This is a genomic window from Kistimonas ophiarachnellae (genome assembly GCF_057552235.1).
Genome location: NZ_BAAJPA010000005.1, coordinates 116,355 through 137,780, shown reverse-complemented (window position 1 = coordinate 137,780; position 21,426 = coordinate 116,355). Strand labels below are relative to the sequence as shown.

The window sequence follows — 21,426 nt, the reverse complement described above, 5'->3', positions numbered from 1 at the left end:
CGTGGATGTTAACAGATATGCACCGCAGATATCTGCGGAACCTGTAAAAAAATATTCACACCACCGGCAGGGTTGGCCTGTGTAACTGGCACCGCTGGTTGACAACAGCGGAAAAAATGAATAAATCAGCCTGTTAGATTACTACAAGAACGTAACCACCACCCCGGGAAAACTGATATAATGAGTGATCTTCCGCGTTTCCTCAGCGAGTCCGCACAGGCCGACGAGCAGGCCGTACAACCCTTCCCCAATTCACGGAAAGTGTACCTGACCGGCAGCCGCCCGGACATCCGCGTACCGGTGCGAGAGATCAGTCTGTCTGATACGGTGACGGAGTCCGGCACTGAAAAAAATGACCCGGTACTGGTTTATGATACTTCCGGTCCTTATACCGACCCGGATGTTGCGATTGATATTCGCAAGGGTCTGCCCCCCTTGCGGGAAAACTGGATACGGGAACGGGAAGACACTGAACAACTTCATGAATTCAGCTCCGAGTATGCCAACCGCAGCCTGAAAGACCCACGGTTATCCCATCTCCAGTTCGGCCTGATACGCCAACCTCGCCGGGCCCTCCCGGGTCGCAATGTCACCCAGCTGCACTATGCCCGTAAAGGGATCATCACACCTGAGATGGAGTTTGTTGCCATCCGTGAAAACATGAAACTTGAAGCGGCGCGGGAACAGGGGCTGCTTGACAGCCAGCACCCCGGCCAGGCATTCGGGGCAAGCATCCCATCAGTGATCACCCCTGAATTTGTTCGTGATGAAATTGCCCGCGGCCGCGCCATCATCCCGAATAACATCAACCATCCGGAAAGCGAACCGATGATTATCGGGCGTAATTTCCTGGTGAAGATCAATGCGAATATCGGTAACTCTGCCGTCACATCTTCCATCGAAGAAGAAGTGGAAAAAATGACCTGGGCGTCCCGCTGGGGTGCTGACAATGTCATGGATTTATCAACCGGTGAGAATATTCACCAGACCCGCGAGTGGATACTGCGCAACTCGCCGGTGCCCATCGGCACGGTGCCGATTTACCAGGCGCTGGAAAAGGTCAATGGCGTTGCCGAGGACCTGACCTGGGAAATTTTCAGGGATACGTTAATTGAACAGGCTGAACAGGGCGTGGATTACTTTACCATTCATGCCGGCGTCCTGCTGCGCTATGTTCCCATGACCGCCAAACGCCTGACCGGCATTGTCTCCCGCGGTGGTGCGATCATGGCAAAATGGTGCCTGGCACATCACCGGGAAAATTTCCTGTACACCCATTTCGAAGACATCTGCGAAATCATGAAAGCCTATGATGTTGCTTTCTCTCTGGGTGATGGACTGCGCCCCGGATCGATTAATGACGCCAACGATGAAGCCCAGTTTTCCGAACTGGAAACGCTGGGTGAATTAACCCACATCGCCTGGAAACACGATGTGCAGACCATGATTGAAGGCCCCGGCCATGTCCCGATGCACATGGTCAAAGTGAACATGGAGAAACAGCTTGAGCTGTGTGACGAAGCACCCTTCTATACGCTCGGCCCGCTGACAACCGACATCGCCCCGGGTTATGACCATTTTACGTCAGGCATTGGCGCCGCCATGATCGGCTGGTTTGGCTGCGCGATGCTGTGCTACGTCACCCCCAAGGAACACCTTGGCCTGCCAGATAAGGACGATGTAAAGGAAGGCCTGATCACTTACAAGATTGCTGCACACGCCGCTGACCTGGCGAAAGGTCATCCCGGCGCGCAGATTCGTGATGACGCGCTGTCCAAAGCACGGTTTGAATTCCGGTGGGAGGACCAGTTCAACCTCGGCCTGGATCCGGATCGCGCCCGCGAATTCCATGACCAGACTTTGCCAAAAGATTCTGCCAAGGTCGCCCACTTCTGTTCGATGTGTGGTCCGAAATTCTGTTCCATGAAGATCACCCAGGAAGTGCGGGACTATGCCGCCCGGAACAACCTTGATGTCAACAAGGCCCTTGATTCCGGCATGCAGGAACAGGCCGAAGTATTCCGTGCCGCGGGCAGTGAATTATATAGCAAGGCCTAGAAAACATCTTTTGCCACTGATTCTGTCAAATTTCCAAAAACTTTTTGAATTTGACAGAATCAAAACCTTTCCTAGATAGCACAGCGCTGTTTTTTTGCAATGCATAAGTGATCGTTTTGCCTGACTATACTTGACCTGAACCGTACGATTTCAGTGCATGCATTGCATAAAGAGAGTAGAGCGATACAACAAAGGACAGAGGAGATTGATCAGGTTGGCAAACATAGATCAGCTTACACACCACCGCAAACCTTACCAGGTGAACCTGGTGAGACAGCAGGTGCTGTGCGAGATGAACTATATCCGTTTGATGAAACTGATCGCGGGCAACGCTTCAGACGAATGGACCATAGGGTTCTCTTTCCACGGCCAAACCTGTTCGGTTCTTTTCCAGGTGACCAGCCGCAGCCGCTATACCACGGTGCTTGATATTACACAGGACAACCGCTTTAACTGGCTACCCTGCCAGAAAATGCAGGTTCGACTCTACCATGACGTACGCATGGCAGAAGTCATCAGTTCCCAGCGTCAACACCACTTCAAGCCCCGGTATCATTATCCCAACGAATTGATGTACCACCCCGATGAAAAAGAACAGCTCAACCTGTTCCTGGCAGATTGGCTGGAGCACTGTCTGCGCAACGGTTACCTTTTCGAAACCATTGAGCAATCTTCCTGAAAATTCTTCTTCAGGACTGCCAATAAATTAACAGATTCTGCCCATTAATTCGGGTAATCTCCCACACTCTATACACATGATTCATGCCTGAAGGGAGAATGCCGGGTTGAGCATGCACGGCGTCAGCAAAATCGTCCAGATAACCGACTGCCACCTGTTTGGTGATGCGGATGGCACCTTGCTGGGAATCAATACCCGCGACAGTTTTAATGCCGTCCTTGAACGGGTCAAACAGCACAGCGCTGATGCTGACCTGGTCTTAGTCACTGGTGACATTTCCCAGGATGACTCCGTCGCATCCTATGCCTTCTGCCAGCGTCAACTGGAAACACTGGGTATTCCCTTTGCCTGGATTTATGGCAATCATGACGAGCCTGAACGACTGGCCCAAACATCTTTTAACGCAAACTTCCCCCAGACAGTACAACTGGAGGACTGGCATGTCCTGTTACTGCATAGCCAGATCACAGGCGCTGTCCACGGCGAGCTGCGCAACGACGAACTGACCAGGCTCTCCGCGACACTGGCAGCCCATCCGGAACGACCGACATTAGTCGTCACCCATCATCACCCCCTGCCTGTCGGCAGCCAGTGGATGGATGCGATCAACCTCAGGAATGGGCGACACCTGTTTGAATTACTGACCACATCACACCAGGTCAAGCTGCTGATACATGGCCACATCCACCAGGCCCTTGAAGCCCGGGAACAAGGTATTACCGTGCTGGGCACACCCTCAACCTGTGTCCAGTTCCTGCCCGGAAGCCCTGACTTTGCTGCTGATACACGCCAGCCAGGCTATCGGGAGATTATCCTCCATGCGAATGGCCGGTTCTCAAGCCAGATCCACCGTCTGGCGCCCGGGACGTTCCTGCCGGACCGCTCTGAATCAGGGTATTAGCGCCTGCCGTTTTTCCGTCATAGAGCAGCACGATAACGTGGCTGGCCGGCTATGCGAAAAACGTATTAAGCCTTGGAACTTTCCCGCCAGAATATTGCCTAAAGTGGAAATAGGAGCTGTAAGGAAAGGATGTAGTCATGGGACGATCCAGGTCCTGGGAAGACGAAGACAATGAGGCACTTGGCTGGACTGATAGTCAGGAACTGAAAAAGCGTAAATCAGAACAACAACGCTCAAAACGCAAGCGTGCCAAAAGCATCCATAAAGGTATTGAGAAATACTTTGAGAAGAAGAAATTAAGGGAAGAACTCGGCGATGAGCTGGAAGATGACGATCTTGATTTCTTTGATGAGGATGACGAGGACTGGTACAAACACTAAAAAGCAAATAGTCATTTAAACAGAAATCACCCGATAACATGTCTCTAATCAACCTGCCATCAGGCCGTTTTAAACTGAAATGGTTCGATGCGTTTTCATATGAATTAAACAGAAAAGAAGGTTCACTCCCTACAAAGATATGCTCAGCAATATGCAGTTTCTTTTGTGGTCGCACCGTAGAAAAATCCGAGATTGAACAACACTATCTGAGCTTTGGAAAAAAGACAATTCTCGGACGAACCATCATTGCAAAAAAAATCATCTCCGAAAGAAACATTACGCCAACAGATGCAAACAACAACTTAAATCCTTACCCGCAGAATGAGCATAGTTCATCGCTATCAACAACAACGTCCATTCAAATTGATCCACCTGAAGTCAACCCCTCTGCACCAACTACTCATATAGATAACGAGCCAATAGTCCCTGAACCCCAGAATTTGATAGTGAACGATGAACTCTTGCGCGAAAGACAAGAATTACGACTGGAAATTCTTAAACTCTTTAAAATAAAAGAATCACAATACTCCAGAAGCTTTCCTCCCGTTGCCGCCTGCGACACCATATGCGGACTTTCAACCAGTCAAGAACGAAGCGCCTATCACTTACTGGAAAAATTAAAGCGCCATGCTGCATCTTCTGGATTATCTATCAACGAAATTGCCTTATATGATAATAAGGATGACGAATTGTACATTAGAAGAATAAATCTTGAACTAGAACTTTCTTATGTGATAGGGACAATATTCCCTGAGTTAAAAAGCCTATCCATGCTAGGTGCCCATGGATATGGCTTGTCTTATCCGGATTATGCAATACTTGAGAGGTATTATCCCGTAGAATCCATGACGCAAATATTCAACGGCATTGAGGTAAAATATTCCAAAAATAATAAACCCATCATTCGGCAGGCCGCAACGCGAGGGTGTACGGCTGCTGCGACAGCAATGTTGATATGTGAACATAAGAAAGATGTTGACCTGGCGTATCTTAAGAGCCGAAATCTTGGCAATGATAAGAAGATGATAAATGACATACAGAGTGCAGGATTAAAACCTATATTAACACCATATAAAACCTTAACGACCGACAGGAAAACTTCGCATGGCCACTTCGGGCGTATAAAAAATGCGCTTCACACAGCTTACAACAGAACCCAATGTGATTCTCTGGACAAATTGGAAATAGCCATTAAAAACAATGGCTCTGCTATTGTATCTGTCGATAGAGGCATAGGAGGCCATGTTGTAGTAGTCGATCATATAACCAATACGCATGTTAGAATCAGAGATCCTTACCACGGCTGGGAAGTAGATATTAGCCGGAAAGACTTTCAGGAATCCTGGCAAAAATGCAGTAGCATTATCCAGATACAACCAAGTTAGTAATGCGTATCCAGAAAACAATTACCATCAGCATTTTTTGTTATTAAATTAATACTCGCGACAGGCAAAATCTGCCAAACAACCTATTGAATCATGCCTCTTTCATTCAATATTCAGCTGAACAGGGATAAGAATATCCCTATTCATAGTTTGCCTGTTATATGTGACAAGAAAACGGCCACGATGCGATTGAAGAGTTCTGGCTTTTCCGCATGTAACCAGTGACCGGCTCCTCCAATCACTTTTAACTGGCTCATGGGAAACAGTGATAACACTTTTTCCTGATGCGCACTGTCGATGTAATCCGAACGTTCACCTTTCACAAACAATACTGGCCCTTCATACGGCGCTGGCCCCGTCGGTGCTGAACGGATGTTAGGATAACTGTCGTGAATACCGGTGAGATTCACCCGCCATGCATAATACCCTTCCGGCGTCCGGATCAGATTGCGTAGCAGAAACTGACGAACGCCGGGTTCAGCCACATGTTCCGCCAGGATTCGATCGGCGTCTTTGCGCTGATGAATCTCGTGTTCTGCAACCGCAAACATTCCTTTAAAGACATTGTCATGCCAGGCCGGATATTCAACAGGGGCAATATCTGCCACGACCAAGGCTGTCACGCGCGCAGGTGCATCAAGAGCCACCTGCATTGCCACCTTGCCGCCCATGGAGTGTCCCAGAAGAGCTGCTTTTTCAAGCCCATTGTCGTCCATATAGGCCAACACATCTGCCGCCATGGACGGGTAATCCATGAAGTCCTCATGGGGTGAAGCGCCATGGTTTCTCAAATCCAGCACATGAACGCAGTAGTCTGCGGCCAGCGCCCTTGCAACAACCCCAAGGTTGTCACCCGCGCCGAACAGGCCATGAATCAGGATCACCGGTTGACCAGTACCACTGGTTTTCGCAAAGAGTTTTACAGGCATCAGGGCGTACAGTTCTTAATAAAACCAAACAGGGATGACGGGGAAATACCTATATTACCAGCAAACCCCACTCACTAAACTCCAAATCCCGGTGTTATGGAAAAATGTCCCTTCCGGTAATCCGTTAGGAGCTTGAAAGAACCAACCATTTGGAGAAGATCAATGAGTAACAGCTCCACATCGGGTATGAACCCCTGGCGTCTGTGGAATCGCCTGCCTCTGTGGCTGCAAATCCTGGCCGGCATGGTGACAGGTATTATAACAGGGGGCATCATTGGGCCTGACGCCATCGTGCTGAAACCCATCGGTACGATTTTTGTCAACGCTATCAAGATGTTGATTGTGCCCCTGGTCTTCTGCTCACTGATTGTCGGCGTCACCTCCATGCAGGATACCGGCAAGATGGGACGTCTTGGACTTAAGTCCCTTGTCTTTTATTTGCTGACCACCGCCATTGCGATATCCATCGGTCTTGTACTCGGTCACTTCCTGGCGCCCGGCGAAGGGATGCACCTGATAGCCAAAGAACAGGAAGCCGTTAAGGAAGCACCCAGCCTGATCAACACGCTGGTTTCCATTATTCCCAACAACCCGGTCAAAGCGATGGCAACCGGCAATATTCTGCAGATTATTGTTTTTGCTCTCGCGCTGGGTATCTCCCTCAATCTGATTGGTGATCATGGCAAGCCGGCAATCGCGATTTTCACCAGCCTGGCAGAGGCCATGTACAAACTGACCGGACTGGTTATGATAATGGCACCTTACGGTGTATTCGGCTTGATGGCCTGGGTTTCAGGCGCCTACGGCATGGATGTTCTGTTACCTCTGATTAAGGTTATCGCTGCCGTTTATATTGGCTGTCTGTTGCATGTCTATGGTTTCTACGGCGCCGTGATTGCACTGATTGGCCGCCTGAATCCCATGCGTTTCTTTCGTGGTATTGTTGATGCTCAGGCCATTGCATTCACCACATCCAGCAGTGCCGGAAGCCTGCCCGTCAGCCTTCGCTGCAGTCAGCGGTTAGGCGCTTCCCGGGGAACCTCCAGTTTCATTCTGCCACTGGGTGCGACCATCAACATGGACGGTACTGCACTGTACCAGGGTGTCACAGCACTGTTCGTTGCGCAGGCGTTTGGCGTTCCGCTCTCCGCGGGTGACTATGCGACCATTATTGCGACCGCCACCCTGGCATCTATCGGTACCGCCGGTGTTCCGGGTGCGGGCCTGATCATGCTGACACTGGTGCTCACCACCGTTGGCCTGCCCATGGAAGGTGTTGCGTTGATCGCCGGTATCGACCGTCTGCTGGACATGGCCCGTACCATGGTCAACGTCAGCGGCGACCTGATGGTCACCACCCTTGTGGCCAAGAGCGAGGGTGAACTGGATACCGAACTCTACAACGGCACCAAGAAATTCGTCGAAACGACACCATCCTGATAACCACTACACGACTGCGTCACGCCATTCTGACCCTCAGATTCGGCGTGGCGCAGACGCTTTCTTGATTCAAATCAGTATTCGTTTTCTCCAGTCCTTTAGCCTCTTGCCGTTTCCTGTAACGCAGACTCGTTCTGCCCTCGCCATGAGTGATTTACCTCGTATGAGCACCTTTGAATTCAGTCTGGATGCTTATCTGTCTGATCTTGAGCCCCTGATCAATGTGGATTGCGGCACCTGCACCCCGGAAGGCGTTGCAGCCATTGCTGACCGGATGACGACCCACTATGAGAGCATTGGCTGGCATGTCACCCGCCACCACGTGGATGACCGGGCAGGCCCCTGTCTGAGCGTGACCAACAAGCCGGAAGCCACCGAATATGATGTGTTGCTGGTCGGCCATATGGACACCGTATTCCCTAAAGGCACCGTCGCTGAACGCCCCATGTCTGTCCGTGACGGTCAGGCTTACGGCCCCGGCGTTGCCGATATGAAATCCGGTCTGCTCAATGCCTTCTATGCCTTAAAGCATCTTCCACAAGCCGTTACTGACAAACTGGCAATCTGCGTTGCCATGAACTGTGACGAGGAAATCGGCAGCATCTATTCCCAGGATTTCATTGAATCCATGGCGAAGAAAAGCAAACAGGTTCTCGTTTGCGAAGCAGCCCGTACGGATGGCTCACTGGTCAAGGCCCGTAAAGGTCTGGCCGTGTATGACATCGAGTTCCACGGTCGCGCCGCCCATGCCGGCAACGAGCCCGAAAAAGGCATTTCCGCCATCACCGAAATGGCCCAGTGGATTGTTGAGTTCAACAAACTGACCAACTTTGAAACCGGCACGACCCTGAACTTCGGTGTTGTCTCCGGCGGCAGTGCGGGCAATGTTGTCCCCGAGTATGCCAAGGCCTGCCTTGATATCCGCTTCTGGAATAACGCGGATTACGAACAGATTGATTTCCGTCTGCACGAACTGGCGGAAAATCCGTTCATGGCAGGTATTCGTATCGAAAAGGTTCGTACGGCCCACAAGCCGGCCATGGTGCCCAGCGAGCAGACTGAAGCCCTGATGGCGCTGGTCGAAGCCTGCGGCCGTGAAGAAAATATCGACATCACCTGGCAGGCCGTTGGCGGCGGCAGCGACGCCAACTTTACGGCAGCCCTGGGTATCCCGTCTCTGGACGGCCTGGGCCCGATTGGTGGCGCCATGCACAGTGACAAGGAGTTTCTGGTGCTGGATTCCATTGAACCCCGCATCCGGCTCCTTCAGCGTGTTCTGACCCGCCTGGCCGACTAAGCTCTATCCCTGATTTCGCCGGCAACATGCTTCCATGTGCCGGCGAACCATGACGAATCCCCCATCCTGTTGCTAAGCTGAATAGATAACACGGTGTAAAATCAGCTTATTTTCATAACCAGATAGTATCGTTTTACAGCCAATAACAAGGAATCGTTATTGGACAAGGTTGTCAGGCAAGGGATTATGCTAAAAAAATTATTATTGCCCTCCATCTTCATTCTGCTCGCTTACGGTTTCTGGATCAGCCCCGATTTCAAGGTCATCGCCGCCGGTATTGCTGTCTTTCTGTTTGGGATGTTGTGCCTCGAGCAAGGCTTCAAAGTCTTCACCGGCGGGATACTGGAACAACTGCTGAATCGTACGACACGCACACGAACGGGCAGTTTCAGTTTTGGATTATTTTCTACGGCATTTCTGCAATCCAGCTCGCTGGTGTCTGTCATCACACTGTCATTTTTAAGTACCGGGCTGATCACGCTGATCCAGGGCACGGGGATTCTGTTTGGCGCCAACCTCGGTTCCACGCTCGGCACCTGGCTGGTCGCCACGCTGGGCCTGAAAGTCAAAATATCCACCTACGCCATGCCGCTGCTGGTCTTTGGCACCCTGCTGCAACTACAGAAAAACCGGCAACTAAAAGGCTGTGGCTTCGCGATCCTTGGATTAGGTTTCCTGATTCTCGGTATTCATTATGTGAAGGAAGGGTTTGAAACTTTCAGTAATGGCAGTGGCTTGTTAGCTGCCTACAGTGATGAAGGACATATTCTCGCCTTCGTACTGGCCGGTATGGTGCTCACTGTCCTGATGCAGTCCAGCCATGCGTTGCTGGTACTGACTATCGCCGCATTGGCCAGTGGACAACTGGGCTATGAAGCTGCACTGGCCATGTGTATCGGTTCCAACATCGGCACCACCGCCACTACATTCCTGGGTTCCATCAGCGCTGGCAGTGATGGCAAGCGTCTGGCTTTTGCCCATCTTGTTTTCAAAATGGTAGCGACTGTCATCATTCTTCCGCTGCTACCGCTATTTATCCTCCTTAATGATGAGCTTGCCGCACTTCTGGGGATTGCCGCGACTGATTACACACTGAAACTGGCACTGTTCCACACGCTGTTCAACCTTCTGGGCGCAATCATCCTGATGCCATTTTTGCCTCAGCTGGTAAATAAGCTTCAGAGAATGTTTCTTACCAGAGAAGAAGGCAACACGCTGCCTCTGAGCATGCCGGATGGCCAGACGGAGCGAGCCATATACCTCACCGAAGCCGCTCAAAATCATCCTGAAGCCGCGCTGAAAGCCCTGCAACAGGAATGTGCCCGGCTTTATCGCAATACAGTGAACCTGATTTGTTTTGGCATTTACCTCAACAGTGAGCAATTACTGAAAAGCCGGGACCTAGTCGCGCTGACCAGTGATCGTGTTCCTCCCTGGCCGGACTGGGGTATCAGCAAGCTCTATAAGCGGCATATCAAGGGTATTTACAACGATATTCTTGAATTCAGCAGTGTCATGGAAGGCGAGCTGGACAGACATCAGTCTTCCGAACTGTTTGCGACCAAACTGGCCTGCCGGAATTTCATTGAAGCCGTCAAAGACCTGAAACATCTGAACAATAATATGGCACGCCATATTCATTCCGATAATGCGCTGGTGAGAGAACAGTACAACCGACTGCGTCGACGCATCGCGGTGACCGTGAAAGAGATTCAGATCATCAGTGACAATGGCCCGGATGAAGTTATCGCCAGTACGGATCAGCTAAAACTGCGTTTGCACCAGCAGGACCTGTTAACCAGTGGAGAACTGGATCGATTGATTCAAAGTGGAGAAGTGGATTCTTTCGTTGCCAGCTCGCTCATTAACGACAACGGTTATGTGCATACCATCTGTAACAGTCTGATTGATGGGGCCGTCATCGTTATGCTGGGCGGTAACGCCGACATCATGCGCCTTGACGATGAAGACCCCTCCCCCACCTTCGACCAGTTTGATTCACCGGAGCCGAGGAAGAAAAACCGCTCCGTCTTTACGTTAATCAACGGCAAGCGCTGAATCCTCAGCGCCTGGTCCACACTTATTCCATTAAACAGCCACTGGCGCCTTGATATGAGGATGCGCCTGGTAATCCTGCAGCTCAAAATCTTCGAAGCGAAAATCGAAGATGTTCTTAACGTCAGGATTCAGTTTCATGGTCGGTAATGGGTAGGGGTCACGGGCCAGCTGGGCTTCTACCTGTTCTGCATGATTGGAATAAAGATGTGCATCACCAAACGTATGCACAAAATCTCCCAACTCAAGATTGCAGACCTGAGCAATCATCATGGTCAACAACGCATAGGAAGCGATGTTGAAGGGAACACCCAGGAAAATATCCGCACTGCGCTGATACAGCTGGCAGGACAGTTTTCCATTCTGAACATAGAACTGGAACAAGCAGTGGCAGGGCGGTAACGCCTGTTTCCCATTCGCCGCATTCTCATGGGGCTTCATGCTGACATCTGGCAATACGACAGGGTTCCAGGCACTGACTACCAGACGACGGGAGTCCGGGTTTGTCCTGATTTCTTCAATAATATTGGCGATCTGATCCACCACCTCGCCATTAGGCCCTTCCCAGGAACGCCACTGTTTGCCATAGACTGGCCCCAGATCACCCTCGGGTGTCGCCCACTCATCCCAGATGGACACACCATTTTCCTTGAGATAAGCAATGTTGGTTTCTCCCCGGAGAAACCACAGCAGTTCATGAATAATGGAACGAAGGTGGCACTTCTTGGTGGTCACCAACGGGAATCCCTTGCTGAGATCAAACCGCATCTGGTAACCAAACACACTCCACGTACCGGTACCGGTACGGTCATCCTTGTAAACGCCCTGCTCTTTCACATGGCGCATCAGGTCCAGGTATTGTTTCATGTTTGCCCCAAACTATTTACTGACTTCGCCGTGGGTTGCCAGCCACTGGCGATCGTCGCTGTTCGCGCCATCCACCAGGGGATATCGACGATAACCCAGCCAGATCAGCAATACGCCACCGGCAATCATGGGTGTCGATAACAGCTGCCCCATGGTCAGCCAGTCCCAGGCGATAAAGCCAAGCTGGCTGTCCGGCTGCCTGGCGAACTCAACCACGAATCTGAAAATACCGTAACACAGCAGGAACACACCCGACACTGCCATTCGCGGCCGGGGTTTACGGGAAAACCACCAGAGGATACAGAAAAGCGCAACCCCTTCCAGGGCAAACTGATACAACTGGGAAGGATGCCTGGCCAGCTGATCGGGATCACGGGGAAAGACCATGGCCCAGGGCACATCCGATGCCCGTCCCCAGAGTTCTCCGCCGATAAAATTGCCTATGCGTCCGGCACCGAGCCCAAAGGGAACCAGCGGCGCAATAAAGTCTGTCATCTGGAAAAACGATTTATCGAGTTTCCTGCCGTAGAGGTACATCGCCAGCAAGACACCGAGCAATCCCCCATGGAACGACATGCCGCCTTCCCAGACTTTAAACAGCCAGAGCGGATCACGCAGGAAATAGTCAAAATGGTAAAACAACACGTAGCCAAAACGACCACCAACCACCACACCCAGTGCAGCAAAGAAAATCAAGTCACCCAGCTGTTCCTCTGACCACAGACCACCCGATGTCCGACAACGACGACGGCCAAGCCACCAGGCCATAGCAAAACCGGCCAGGTAGGTCAGACCATACCAGTGCACCTGTACAGGTCCGATGGCAATGGCCACCGGATCAATGGCAGGATATTGAATCAAACGTCAGCTCCCGATAATAAATTTCAGACCAATAACCAACAGCAACAAGGCAAAGAGATAGCGCAGCTTTTCCGCAGGCAACCGGTGGGCAATGACCGCCCCCAACCGGGCACAGGGCACACTCGCCAGCACGATGCCAATAAACGCCGGCCAGTAAACAAACCCTGTGCTGTATGCCGGCAAGTGGGGATTGGCATAACCCAGCAACATATTGACCAGGGCGCCAACAATTGCAATGGGTAGGCCACATACCGAAGACGTTCCTACGGCCCGTTTCATCGCCATTCCGTAACGGGTCAGTAACGGTACAGTTAACGTACCGCCACCGATACCAAATACCGCTGAGACATAACCGATGCCTCCGCCATAGGCTCCCAGTCGCGCAGGACCGGGCATACTGCGTGTCGACTGCTCACGACCGCCTCGATAAATTCGCCAGGCAACCAATAGCGCAAACATCCCAAGGAGGCTTTGCAGCAGACTCCCGCTGATACGAACCGCCGTCGCCACACCCAACACGGCCCCCAGGCAAATACCCGGAACCAGGTAACGGAATGCTTTCCAGTCAATACCGCCTTTCTGGTTGTGGCTGTAAATGGAACTCAACGAGGTAGGAATGATGGTTGCGAGAGAGGTCCCCACTGCCATGTGCGTCAGCACTTCCGGCGACACACCCTGCAGGTGAAGCACAAAAATCAGTGCCGGGACGATAATAATACCGCCCCCGACGCCAAACAGTCCGGCCAGCAATCCCGCCACTGCCCCGGCCAGCAGGAATCCGATTACAAACATATCAATCTCCACTGCGGCTGGTATTCACTGCGCTGAACCTTGTGATAACCTGATGAATAAAGGTTTTGGAACAACCGCACAATAAAAAGGCTGAATCGCATGTGTCTCATCGCCCTGCGCTGGTCACCCGATACTGAATGGCCGCTGATCGTAGCAGCCAATCGTGATGAATTTTATCAACGTGCATCAGCTCCCGCCCATCACTGGCCCAATAGCCCCGGACTCTTTGCCGGACTCGACAAACAGGCAGGCGGTACCTGGTTGGGCGTCAATACCCGGGGACGCTTTGCCGCTGTCACCAACTTCAGACGACCGGGTGAAAACGGTACGATCAGCCGTGGCGCCCTGACCCATGATTTTCTGGCCAGCGAGCAATCCGCCCAGGATTATTTGCATTCACTGCAGGCAAACAGCCAGGATTATGCGGGCTTCAATCTGTTGATCGCTGATGATACAGGACTCTGGTATTTTACCAACCGAAGTCAAACGACGGCAGACGGAAATAGTCTACAACAACTGCCACCGGGAACCTATGGACTGAGCAACCACCTGCTCGACACGGCCTGGCCAAAGCTGTTACGCCTGAAAGAAGGCTTTACCCGGTTAGTGGATAACCAATCACCGGATGCAGCGGCCCTGATTGATTTGCTTCAGGATTCATTGCGTCCAGAAGATGCTGCACTTCCCGACACAGGCATAGGCATTGAGCGGGAACGGTTGCTCAGCTCATGCTTCATCCACAGTCTGATTTATGGCACCCGCACCAGTACAGCACTGATTCTTAACCGTTATGGTCGACTCAGTTGGCATGAACAGCATTATGGGCCTGAGGGGGTGGTGGAAGATCGTTTCGCCTGGGAGTTAATGGTGAAGTCCGGCTGGATGACGACGGGTTATGAAAAGGCTGAATCCATCAAGACAGCCTGAGTCAGACAGGATCCCCCTGACAGCGCCCTCCAATCACCTGATCCAACCCTTGTTTACGCAGTGCAAGCTCCAGTGTACTGCGGATAATTCTCGGATTATCCATGGTCATGACATCATCAAGTATCGCTTTAGCCTGACTGCGCTCCATACTTCTCAGCGTCCACTTCACCTTCAGCAGCTGGGTCGCATTCATGGACAACACATCATATCCCATGGCCATCAGTAACACTGCCGCAGCCGGATCACCGGCCATTTCACCACAAATACCGACAGGCTTTCCTTCCTGATGAGCATCGTGCACGATTTTCTGCAAAGCCTGCAAAACAGCGGGGTGCAACGAGTGATAGAGATCTGCAACCCGTGGATTGTTTCGATCAACCGCAAGGATATATTGCGTCAAATCGTTACTGCCCACGGAGAGGAAATCGACCCGACGGGCAAAATCACGCACCTGGTAAACCGCCGCCGGCACCTCAATCATGACGCCAATGGGTGGTAACAGCACATCAAGCCCCTCACTCTGAACCTCATGATGAGCCCGGTGTACCAGGTGTAGCGCTTCTTCCACTTCAGAAATCCCGGTCACCATGGGCAACATGATCCGCAGGTTATCCAGCCCAACACTGGCCTTGAGCATGGCCCGAATTTGTACCAGGAATATTTCCGGATGATCCAGAGTGACCCTAATACCACGCCACCCAAGGAAAGGATTATCTTCACGGATCGGGAAATAACTGAGTGACTTGTCGCCCCCGATATCCAGGGTGCGCATGGTCACCGGTCGTGGCGCAAACGCTGCCAGTTGTTCACGGTATATTTTTTTCTGCGCCACTTCACTGGGAAACCGTTCCCGAATCATGAAGGGCACTTCTGTGCGATACAGGCCGACGCCTTCTGCACCATGGTCGAGGGATCTGACCGTGTCCGTCATCAAACCGGTATTCACCCAGAGAGGGATACGGTAATTATCCGGCGTAACACACTGTTTGTCTTTGAGGGCTTCCAATCCTTTGGAGAACTGCTGCTCTTCATCCACCACTTTCTGATAGTGACGCAGCATTTCCACGGAGGGGGAGGAATAGACGCGCCCCAGATTACCGTCAACAATAAGCTCCCGGCCAGCCATACGGTCATAAGGCAGATCCACGGCCCCCATAACGGTGGGGATGCCCATCGCACGTGCCAGAATGGCCACATGCGAATTACCTGAACCCAGTACCGATACCAGACCTACCAGACTTTCCCGAGGCACTTCACCGAGCATCGCCGGTGTCAGCTCTTCACTGACTACCACGCATTTCCCGGGATTAGTGATCGAAATCTGGTCTTCTTCCTGCAGATAAGACAATACCCGACGCCCAAGATCCCGGACATCCACAGCTCGCTCCTGCAGGTAAGGGTCATCCATCATCTCGAAGTGTCGGACATGCTCATCCACGACCTGCCGCAAGGCGCCCTGCGCCCAGGAACCGGCCTTGATGAGTTTGCAGACCTCAGCCCCCAGCGCGTTGTCATCAAGCATGCGCAGGTACACATCAAACAACGCCTGTTCTTCGGGTCGAAGGTCTGAGAGCTTTTCGGCAGTTGTCCGCATATCGTTGCGGACGGCTTCAAGTGCACGATTGAAACGGATCAGCTCGGCGTCAATATCATCAGCTTTCTTTTCAGAAACAACGCTCAAATCCGCTGGAGGGGCAAGCACAACCGCGACACCAATCGCTACACCCGGCGCCCCCGCGACACCATTAAAACGAACGGATTTTTTCTTTTTTCCGGCAGGCACGACGTGCAGGGAGCCCGTTGCTTCAGCATGGGCAATGACACCAGCCAGCTGGGCCGACATGGTAACAAGAAAGGATTCCTCACCTTCGTCATAATGACGCTGAGCCTTGTGCTGAACCACCAGCACACCCAGCAGATTTCGGTGATGAATAATGGGAACACCGAGAAAAGACTTATAATCCTCTTCTCCGATCCCCTCCACATAGCTGTATTTTGGATGAGAGGGAGCATCATCGAGATTGATAGGCTCTTCACGCAAGCCGACCTGCCCCACCAATCCTTCAGAACGCCCGAGCGTGACCTTGCCAACCGCTTCCCGCTTGAGCCCTTCATTGGCTCTCAGGGTATAGCGGCTGGTTTCCTCATCATAAAGATAAACAGAACAGACCTCAGTCTGCATGGCGACTCGGACGCTGCGCACAATAACGTCCAATGCGGTCTGGAGATCCCTTGCCGCACCGACATCCTGGACGATCTTGCGCAATGTTGTCAGCATGCCAAACCTTCTGTGTCAGTCCTCCAGGTGGTGAATCCGCGATAAACGGCATTCTCCCTGTTTCATCGGGCCAGCCCCTGCGTGTGCAGGCTCATCATCCGCGGCGCCAATTCTTTCATGGCACGCCGATAGACCTCCCGTTTAAACGCGACCACCTGGCCCAACGGGTACCAGTAACTGACCCAGCGCCAGTCATCAAATTCCGGCGAACCGGAACGATCCATACGAACCCTTTCGTCAGGCCCCAGCAATTCCAGCAGAAACCATTTCTGTTTCTGCCCGACACACAGCGGAAAACTGTCCCGACGCACCAGACGCTTTGGCAGCCGGTAACGCAGCCAGCCACGGGTACAGGCCAGTATCCTGACATCCCCGCGCTCTAGCCCGACTTCTTCGTAAAGCTCCCGATAGAGTGCATCTTCGGGGCTTTCGTCATCATTGATTCCGCCTTGTGGAAACTGCCAAGCATCCTGACCGATTCGTCTTGCCCACAACACCTGTCCCCGACGATTCGCCAGGATGATGCCGACATTGGGCCGAAATCCATCCGAATCAATCACATGGTTGACCTTATAAAAACTATTGCCAAGCATTGTTTCACAGTTCCCGCCACTTCGGCAAACCATAAAACCGTCGCGGCTTTTACTGTTCATCAGGAACGGTTGTTCCGGATCAAAATCCTCCGTTTAAGCCTGTTCCCCTGCCCCGCTCTTGATTACCATGCCGCCATGAAACACCAATAATGAGGAACAACGGACATGGCGCTTGTGCTGTTTGACCTGGACAATACCTTGCTGGCGGGTGACAGCGATCACACCTGGGGGGAGTTCATGGTGGATCGCAAACTGGTGGATGAGCAGGCTTACCGGAAAGCCAACGACCAGTTCTACCAGGATTACCTGCAGGGCAAGCTGGATATCAAGGCCCACCTCGCCTGCTGCCTCGCTCCCTTGACAGAGCATTCCATGGAAACGCTGCACCAGCTTCGCGACGAATTTGTCCAGGAGCGCATCGTGCCAATGATTGCCAAAGACGCGCGTGAACTGATTCGCCGTCACCAGGAGGCCGGGGACACACTGATGATCATCACCGCAACCAATCGGTTTGTGACAGAACCCATTGCCAACTTGCTTGGCATTGACCTGTTGCTGGCTAGTGATGTCGAAATTCAGGATGGGCAATATACCGGCAAGCCGGAAGGTATCCCCTGCTTCCAGGAAGGTAAAGTAACCCGCTTAAAACAGTGGCTGGATGAGAATAAGGAAATAACACTGGAAGGCAGTGTGTTTTACAGCGATTCACACAACGATCTACCACTGATGGAATTCGTTGATAAACCGGTAGCAGTTGACCCGGATGAAACCCTGGCAGCCATTGCCAGAGAAAAAAGCTGGCCTATTATCAGCCTGCGCTGAGCCGTTGGCAGCTTATGGAATACCCATAAGCTGCCTGTTCTCTACAAGAGAGGTTAAACGGTGACGCGGCAGAATAACGCCTTTATATAAGCCGTTTCAGCGATAGCCGGATGAATCGGATGGTCTGCGCCCTGATGGCATTCCGCCACCAGCTGCAGGTTACGATCAAGATGACGACTCGCTGCCCGCAATGTATCCAGCAGACGATCACGTTCCAGATGCATGGAACAGGAGCAACTCACCAGTAAACCATCCCGCTTCAGGAGTCGCATCGCCAGCTCATTGATCCGACGATATGCCTGCTCACCGGCACGGATATCTTTTTTGCGTTTGATGAACGCCGGCGGATCAACAATCACCACATCAAATCGCTGTTCACCGGCATGAAGCTCTTTGAGTGCCGCAAAAGCATCGCCCTCAAAAGTCGCCACCTTTTCGCCTACACCGTTGAGTTCGGCATTCTGATGGACATACTCAAGCGCGGTCGCAGAACTGTCCACACAGTACACCTCTTCCGCACCCGCGACTGCCGCCTGAACACCCCAGCCCCCAACATAACTGAAAACATCCAGCACCCGGGCACCCTTCACCCACTGATTAAGCTGGGCACGCGCTGGCCGGTGATCATAGAACCAGCCGGTTTTCTGGCCTTCCCGCACCGGTGCAACGAACTGTGTGCCATTTTCGATCAGTGGCACGTCATCAGGGACTTCACCCCAGGGTGTTTCAATATATTCAGGCAATGCCTCAAGCTTACGACCAGATCCATTATTCCGGAACAGGATGCCAGCAGGCTTAAGCACTTTAACCAAAGCCTCGACAATGTCCTCTTTCACCGCTTCCATGCCCCAGGTGGAGATCTGCACCACCAGGTAATCACCGAACCGATCCACCACCAGACCGGGCAAAAGATCGCTATCACCATACACAAGCCTGTAGTACGGCTCAGAAAACAGTCGTTCCCGCAGCCCCAGTGCAACTTTGATGCGATGCACCAGCAGGGATTTATCCAGTGTGTACTGGGTATCCCGGCTGACCACCCGTCCGCAGATCAGGGTGTTGGGGTTGACGGTGGCAATAGCCAGCGGCTTTCCCGTCGAAGATTCAACCACAGCCTGCTGACCTGCGGAAAACCCTGCCAGCGGTGTTGCGGCAGTATCCACCTCATTACTGTAAATCCAGAGATGGCCAGCCCGCAGACGTTTGTCTGCATTTTTTTTCAGCCGCAGCGGCGCGCACGTCATAAATCAGTACCTTTTGCCTGAACAGGCAATGAAAACATAGTCAGGAGAAAAAAATTTCGCGTATTATACGGCTTACTGCCTGAGTATTCAGTGGTGTAAACCCTGTATCAGCAGCTGTATTCATAATGGATGAGAATAAAAAGGCAATTATTTATTTCGCCTTGTCAGGGTGTCCGGAATGGGGCATACCCCCTGCTACACTCAGAACAATAAAAACCAATTCGATAGTGAGATCAGGGATTGTGAGCAGCAAAAAGTCAGTTTTTTCATCACCGAAACTCTGGGGATATAGTGCACTTCTGACCAGTATGTCCCTTGTACCTATCGCTCACGGGGACGTGGAACAACTCCATGGTGACGAAATGGGCGACGTCTACATCATGGACACCGTCACCGTAAAACCCAAAAACGAATCCTCATCGACGCCTTATTACGATGGTGATCTGCAACACCGTGAAGACCGTGATGATCCACTGTCTGACATTGCGCAACAGGCGCAAAGCCAGGCGACCCAGAGAGGACTGGCGGAATCATTAGGACTGGATACGATCACCAGTGACAACGCCTACTCATTTGACTTTGGACAACAGGTCAATGATGGCATTACCCAGATGCTGGATGCTCCACCCGATGGCGTGGTCGTCGGCGGCTCGAATGGCAACTATACGCTGACGAACCAGGGTGTCACGGCGACTCTGACCCAAAACCCGGACAATTCCTGGACTTATGCATTGCCTAACGGTTTAACCATGACTGCTGGCCCCAATGGACTCCAGATCGACGGCATCCCTAGAAACGGCATTCCTGCGGATACCAATGTCCCGGTCAGCGCACCGGTTGTCATCGACAACACGGGATCAACCATCGGCATTGATATACAGGCACCCCAGTAATTATCTCTCACTGGAGCCCCGCCGGGCTCCAGAATGACACCTCAAGCATACCTTCCACTTCTTTATCTATACTTCCGGAGCCGTATCTCAAGGACATACGCTTAATGAGTCATTTTATCCTTACCGCCACCGGCCCCGATCTCCCTGACATTGAAAAACAACTCTGTAACAGCGTGACCCAACATCATGGGCACACCATTGAAAGCAATATGTCGCATATGGGAGGTCATTTCACGGGAATGATGTTATTCAAGATCGAACCACAACATACTCGCGCATTAAAAAGCACACTGAAAGGCATTGAATACTCAGGTATTCATGTGGAGATAGAACCATCACAGGAAAGAGAGGGATATAACAAGCATATTGCTATTAATGTTATTGCGGATCATTCGCCAGAACTATTATCTGACGTAGCTCGTATATTGACCGAAAAACGGGTTCGCCTGGGTAATATGCACACGTATACGCTGTCTGCCCCCTATACCGGGGAAGCACTGCAACGCATACAGGCCAAACTGTTTTATCCTGCCGACATGAATCTCGACACCATCAAAGCCTCACTGGAATCGCTATCCCCTGAATTGATGGTCGAATTTTCACCAGCGACACAGAGCGACGTTACGCCACCACTGCCTCCGGCTTGAGATCATAGAGCTCACTGACAAGGTTTTTCAGGACACCCTGAGCCTCTTCATAGCCTGTATCCAGATCCTCAACCACAGAAAAGTGATCAATGCGATGGGTGATATAGCGGACGATGTCCTTCCGCGCCTTGAGACCACTCAGCACCGCAGTGGCGCTAAGGCGGTTGAAGTCTTCTACCAGTTGCTGAAGATTGATGTTATCAGCCATCTTCAGGAAACGATCCTGGCACACGACAAGGCGATAATCGATATTCACTAGCTTGTAATTCTCTATCAGCAGCGACGCTCTCAGCATGCCCGACAGGAAAAAGCCTGTAAAGTGGCAATTCAGAATAAACGGGGATATCAACGTCAGTCTTTACACCTGTACAAACAGCC

General features: G+C 51.8%; 20 protein-coding genes. 12 read left to right on the top strand and 8 right to left on the bottom strand.

Features of this window, described 5'->3' with window-relative positions:
* Positions 1-180: 180 nt before the first annotated feature.
* The 5 genes from thiC to AC27K1_RS07785 all read left to right on the top strand — a co-directional run bounded on the left by thiC (position 181) and on the right by AC27K1_RS07785 (position 5,403).
* Positions 181-2,058 carry a phosphomethylpyrimidine synthase ThiC gene (gene thiC, locus AC27K1_RS07805; protein ID WP_487149607.1) on the top strand — a complete coding sequence of 626 codons (1,878 nt, stop codon included), beginning with the start codon at positions 181-183 and terminating at the stop codon, positions 2,056-2,058.
* 214 nt (positions 2,059-2,272) lie between these two features.
* Positions 2,273-2,737 carry a DUF1249 domain-containing protein gene (locus tag AC27K1_RS07800; RefSeq protein WP_487149606.1) on the top strand — a complete coding sequence of 155 codons (465 nt, stop codon included), beginning with the start codon at positions 2,273-2,275 and terminating at the stop codon, positions 2,735-2,737.
* A 112-nt stretch (positions 2,738-2,849) separates the two neighbouring features.
* Complete coding sequence (gene cpdA / locus AC27K1_RS07795; protein WP_487149605.1) at positions 2,850-3,638, top strand: 3',5'-cyclic-AMP phosphodiesterase; 789 nt, start codon at positions 2,850-2,852, stop codon at positions 3,636-3,638.
* Positions 3,639-3,775: 137 nt separating this feature from the next.
* Positions 3,776-4,018: a hypothetical protein gene (locus AC27K1_RS07790; protein ID WP_487149604.1), complete on the top strand. Its 243-nt coding sequence runs from the start codon at positions 3,776-3,778 to the stop codon at positions 4,016-4,018.
* Between the two features lie 38 nt (positions 4,019-4,056).
* Complete coding sequence (locus AC27K1_RS07785) at positions 4,057-5,403, top strand: hypothetical protein (RefSeq protein WP_487149603.1); 1,347 nt, start codon at positions 4,057-4,059, stop codon at positions 5,401-5,403.
* Positions 5,404-5,546: 143 nt separating this feature from the next.
* Here the strand turns inward: AC27K1_RS07785 and AC27K1_RS07780 are convergent, their stop codons facing one another.
* Entirely contained in the window at positions 5,547-6,332 is a 786-nt protein-coding gene (locus AC27K1_RS07780; protein ID WP_487149602.1) for an alpha/beta fold hydrolase, read from the bottom strand.
* A 162-nt stretch (positions 6,333-6,494) separates the two neighbouring features.
* Here AC27K1_RS07780 and AC27K1_RS07775 point away from each other — a divergent pair, with 162 nt between their 5' ends.
* The 3 genes from AC27K1_RS07775 to AC27K1_RS07765 all read left to right on the top strand — a co-directional run bounded on the left by AC27K1_RS07775 (position 6,495) and on the right by AC27K1_RS07765 (position 11,127).
* Entirely contained in the window at positions 6,495-7,772 is a 1,278-nt protein-coding gene (locus tag AC27K1_RS07775) for a dicarboxylate/amino acid:cation symporter (protein WP_487149601.1), read from the top strand.
* Between the two features lie 163 nt (positions 7,773-7,935).
* Positions 7,936-9,069, top strand: coding sequence for a M20 family metallopeptidase (locus AC27K1_RS07770; RefSeq protein ID WP_487149600.1), 1,134 nt, complete (start codon positions 7,936-7,938; stop codon positions 9,067-9,069).
* A gap of 186 nt (positions 9,070-9,255) precedes the next feature.
* Positions 9,256-11,127, top strand: coding sequence for a Na/Pi cotransporter family protein (locus AC27K1_RS07765; RefSeq protein WP_487149599.1), 1,872 nt, complete (start codon positions 9,256-9,258; stop codon positions 11,125-11,127).
* Positions 11,128-11,157: 30 nt separating this feature from the next.
* Here AC27K1_RS07765 and AC27K1_RS07760 read toward each other — a convergent pair whose 3' ends face one another.
* From AC27K1_RS07760 to AC27K1_RS07750, 3 genes are read right to left on the bottom strand one after another with little or no spacing between them, the layout of a single operon-like run.
* Positions 11,158-11,991 (bottom strand): thymidylate synthase, encoded by an 834-nt coding sequence (locus tag AC27K1_RS07760; RefSeq protein ID WP_487149598.1) that lies wholly within the window; start codon positions 11,989-11,991, stop codon positions 11,158-11,160.
* A gap of 12 nt (positions 11,992-12,003) precedes the next feature.
* On the bottom strand, positions 12,004-12,852 hold the full coding sequence (gene lgt / locus AC27K1_RS07755; RefSeq protein WP_487149597.1) for a prolipoprotein diacylglyceryl transferase: 849 nt from the start codon (positions 12,850-12,852) through the stop codon (positions 12,004-12,006).
* Between the two features lie 3 nt (positions 12,853-12,855).
* Complete coding sequence (locus AC27K1_RS07750; RefSeq protein WP_487149596.1) at positions 12,856-13,644, bottom strand: sulfite exporter TauE/SafE family protein; 789 nt, start codon at positions 13,642-13,644, stop codon at positions 12,856-12,858.
* Between the two features lie 99 nt (positions 13,645-13,743).
* On the opposite strand from AC27K1_RS07750, the gene AC27K1_RS07745 reads away from it, so the two are divergent.
* Entirely contained in the window at positions 13,744-14,571 is an 828-nt protein-coding gene (locus AC27K1_RS07745) for an NRDE family protein (RefSeq protein ID WP_487149595.1), read from the top strand.
* 1 nt (position 14,572) lies between these two features.
* On the opposite strand, the gene ptsP is transcribed toward AC27K1_RS07745, so the two are convergent.
* The gene (ptsP, locus tag AC27K1_RS07740; RefSeq protein WP_487149594.1) at positions 14,573-16,849 is read right to left on the bottom strand and encodes a phosphoenolpyruvate--protein phosphotransferase; all 2,277 of its coding nucleotides are present in this window, start codon (positions 16,847-16,849) and stop codon (positions 14,573-14,575) included.
* A 62-nt stretch (positions 16,850-16,911) separates the two neighbouring features.
* Positions 16,912-17,409 (bottom strand): RNA pyrophosphohydrolase, encoded by a 498-nt coding sequence (gene rppH, locus AC27K1_RS07735; protein WP_211826648.1) that lies wholly within the window; start codon positions 17,407-17,409, stop codon positions 16,912-16,914.
* 198 nt (positions 17,410-17,607) lie between these two features.
* On the opposite strand from rppH, the gene AC27K1_RS07730 reads away from it, so the two are divergent.
* Positions 17,608-18,264 (top strand): histidinol-phosphatase, encoded by a 657-nt coding sequence (locus AC27K1_RS07730; protein ID WP_487149592.1) that lies wholly within the window; start codon positions 17,608-17,610, stop codon positions 18,262-18,264.
* A gap of 53 nt (positions 18,265-18,317) precedes the next feature.
* Here the strand turns inward: AC27K1_RS07730 and AC27K1_RS07725 are convergent, their stop codons facing one another.
* On the bottom strand, positions 18,318-19,508 hold the full coding sequence (locus AC27K1_RS07725; protein ID WP_487149590.1) for a class I SAM-dependent rRNA methyltransferase: 1,191 nt from the start codon (positions 19,506-19,508) through the stop codon (positions 18,318-18,320).
* Positions 19,509-19,816: 308 nt separating this feature from the next.
* Between AC27K1_RS07725 and AC27K1_RS07720 the strand changes: the two genes are divergently transcribed.
* Both AC27K1_RS07720 and AC27K1_RS07715 read left to right on the top strand, forming a co-directional pair.
* A complete protein-coding gene (locus tag AC27K1_RS07720) occupies positions 19,817-20,401 on the top strand; it encodes a hypothetical protein (RefSeq protein WP_487149589.1) in 585 nt (194 codons plus the stop codon).
* 104 nt (positions 20,402-20,505) lie between these two features.
* Positions 20,506-21,048, top strand: a complete 543-nt coding sequence (locus AC27K1_RS07715; RefSeq protein ID WP_487149588.1) for a glycine cleavage system transcriptional repressor — start codon at positions 20,506-20,508, stop codon at positions 21,046-21,048.
* On the opposite strand, the gene AC27K1_RS07710 is transcribed toward AC27K1_RS07715, so the two are convergent.
* A complete protein-coding gene (locus AC27K1_RS07710; protein WP_487149586.1) occupies positions 21,023-21,397 on the bottom strand; it encodes a hypothetical protein in 375 nt (124 codons plus the stop codon). The genes AC27K1_RS07715 and AC27K1_RS07710 overlap by 26 nt on opposite strands.
* Between the last annotated feature and the right edge of the window lie 29 nt (positions 21,398-21,426).

Excerpts from the sequence above, each read along its gene's own strand:
- AC27K1_RS07785 (WP_487149603.1), top strand. The coding sequence starts at position 4,057 with ATGTCTCTAATCAACCTGCCATCAGGCCGTTTTAAACTGAAATGGTTC.
- AC27K1_RS07730 (WP_487149592.1), top strand. The coding sequence starts at position 17,608 with ATGGCGCTTGTGCTGTTTGACCTGGACAATACCTTGCTGGCGGGTGAC.
- AC27K1_RS07765 (WP_487149599.1), top strand. The coding sequence starts at position 9,256 with ATGCTAAAAAAATTATTATTGCCCTCCATCTTCATTCTGCTCGCTTAC.
- AC27K1_RS07750 (WP_487149596.1), bottom strand. The coding sequence starts at position 13,644 with ATGTTTGTAATCGGATTCCTGCTGGCCGGGGCAGTGGCGGGATTGCTG.
- AC27K1_RS07790 (WP_487149604.1), top strand. The coding sequence starts at position 3,776 with ATGGGACGATCCAGGTCCTGGGAAGACGAAGACAATGAGGCACTTGGC.
- AC27K1_RS07775 (WP_487149601.1), top strand. The coding sequence starts at position 6,495 with ATGAGTAACAGCTCCACATCGGGTATGAACCCCTGGCGTCTGTGGAAT.
- ptsP (WP_487149594.1), bottom strand. The coding sequence starts at position 16,849 with ATGCTGACAACATTGCGCAAGATCGTCCAGGATGTCGGTGCGGCAAGG.
- AC27K1_RS07780 (WP_487149602.1), bottom strand. The coding sequence starts at position 6,332 with ATGCCTGTAAAACTCTTTGCGAAAACCAGTGGTACTGGTCAACCGGTG.
- AC27K1_RS07720 (WP_487149589.1), top strand. The coding sequence starts at position 19,817 with ATGTCCCTTGTACCTATCGCTCACGGGGACGTGGAACAACTCCATGGT.
- AC27K1_RS07770 (WP_487149600.1), top strand. The coding sequence starts at position 7,936 with ATGAGCACCTTTGAATTCAGTCTGGATGCTTATCTGTCTGATCTTGAG.
- cpdA (WP_487149605.1), top strand. The coding sequence starts at position 2,850 with ATGCACGGCGTCAGCAAAATCGTCCAGATAACCGACTGCCACCTGTTT.
- AC27K1_RS07760 (WP_487149598.1), bottom strand. The coding sequence starts at position 11,991 with ATGAAACAATACCTGGACCTGATGCGCCATGTGAAAGAGCAGGGCGTT.
- AC27K1_RS07745 (WP_487149595.1), top strand. The coding sequence starts at position 13,744 with ATGTGTCTCATCGCCCTGCGCTGGTCACCCGATACTGAATGGCCGCTG.
- thiC (WP_487149607.1), top strand. The coding sequence starts at position 181 with ATGAGTGATCTTCCGCGTTTCCTCAGCGAGTCCGCACAGGCCGACGAG.
- AC27K1_RS07715 (WP_487149588.1), top strand. The coding sequence starts at position 20,506 with ATGAGTCATTTTATCCTTACCGCCACCGGCCCCGATCTCCCTGACATT.
- AC27K1_RS07725 (WP_487149590.1), bottom strand. The coding sequence starts at position 19,508 with ATGACGTGCGCGCCGCTGCGGCTGAAAAAAAATGCAGACAAACGTCTG.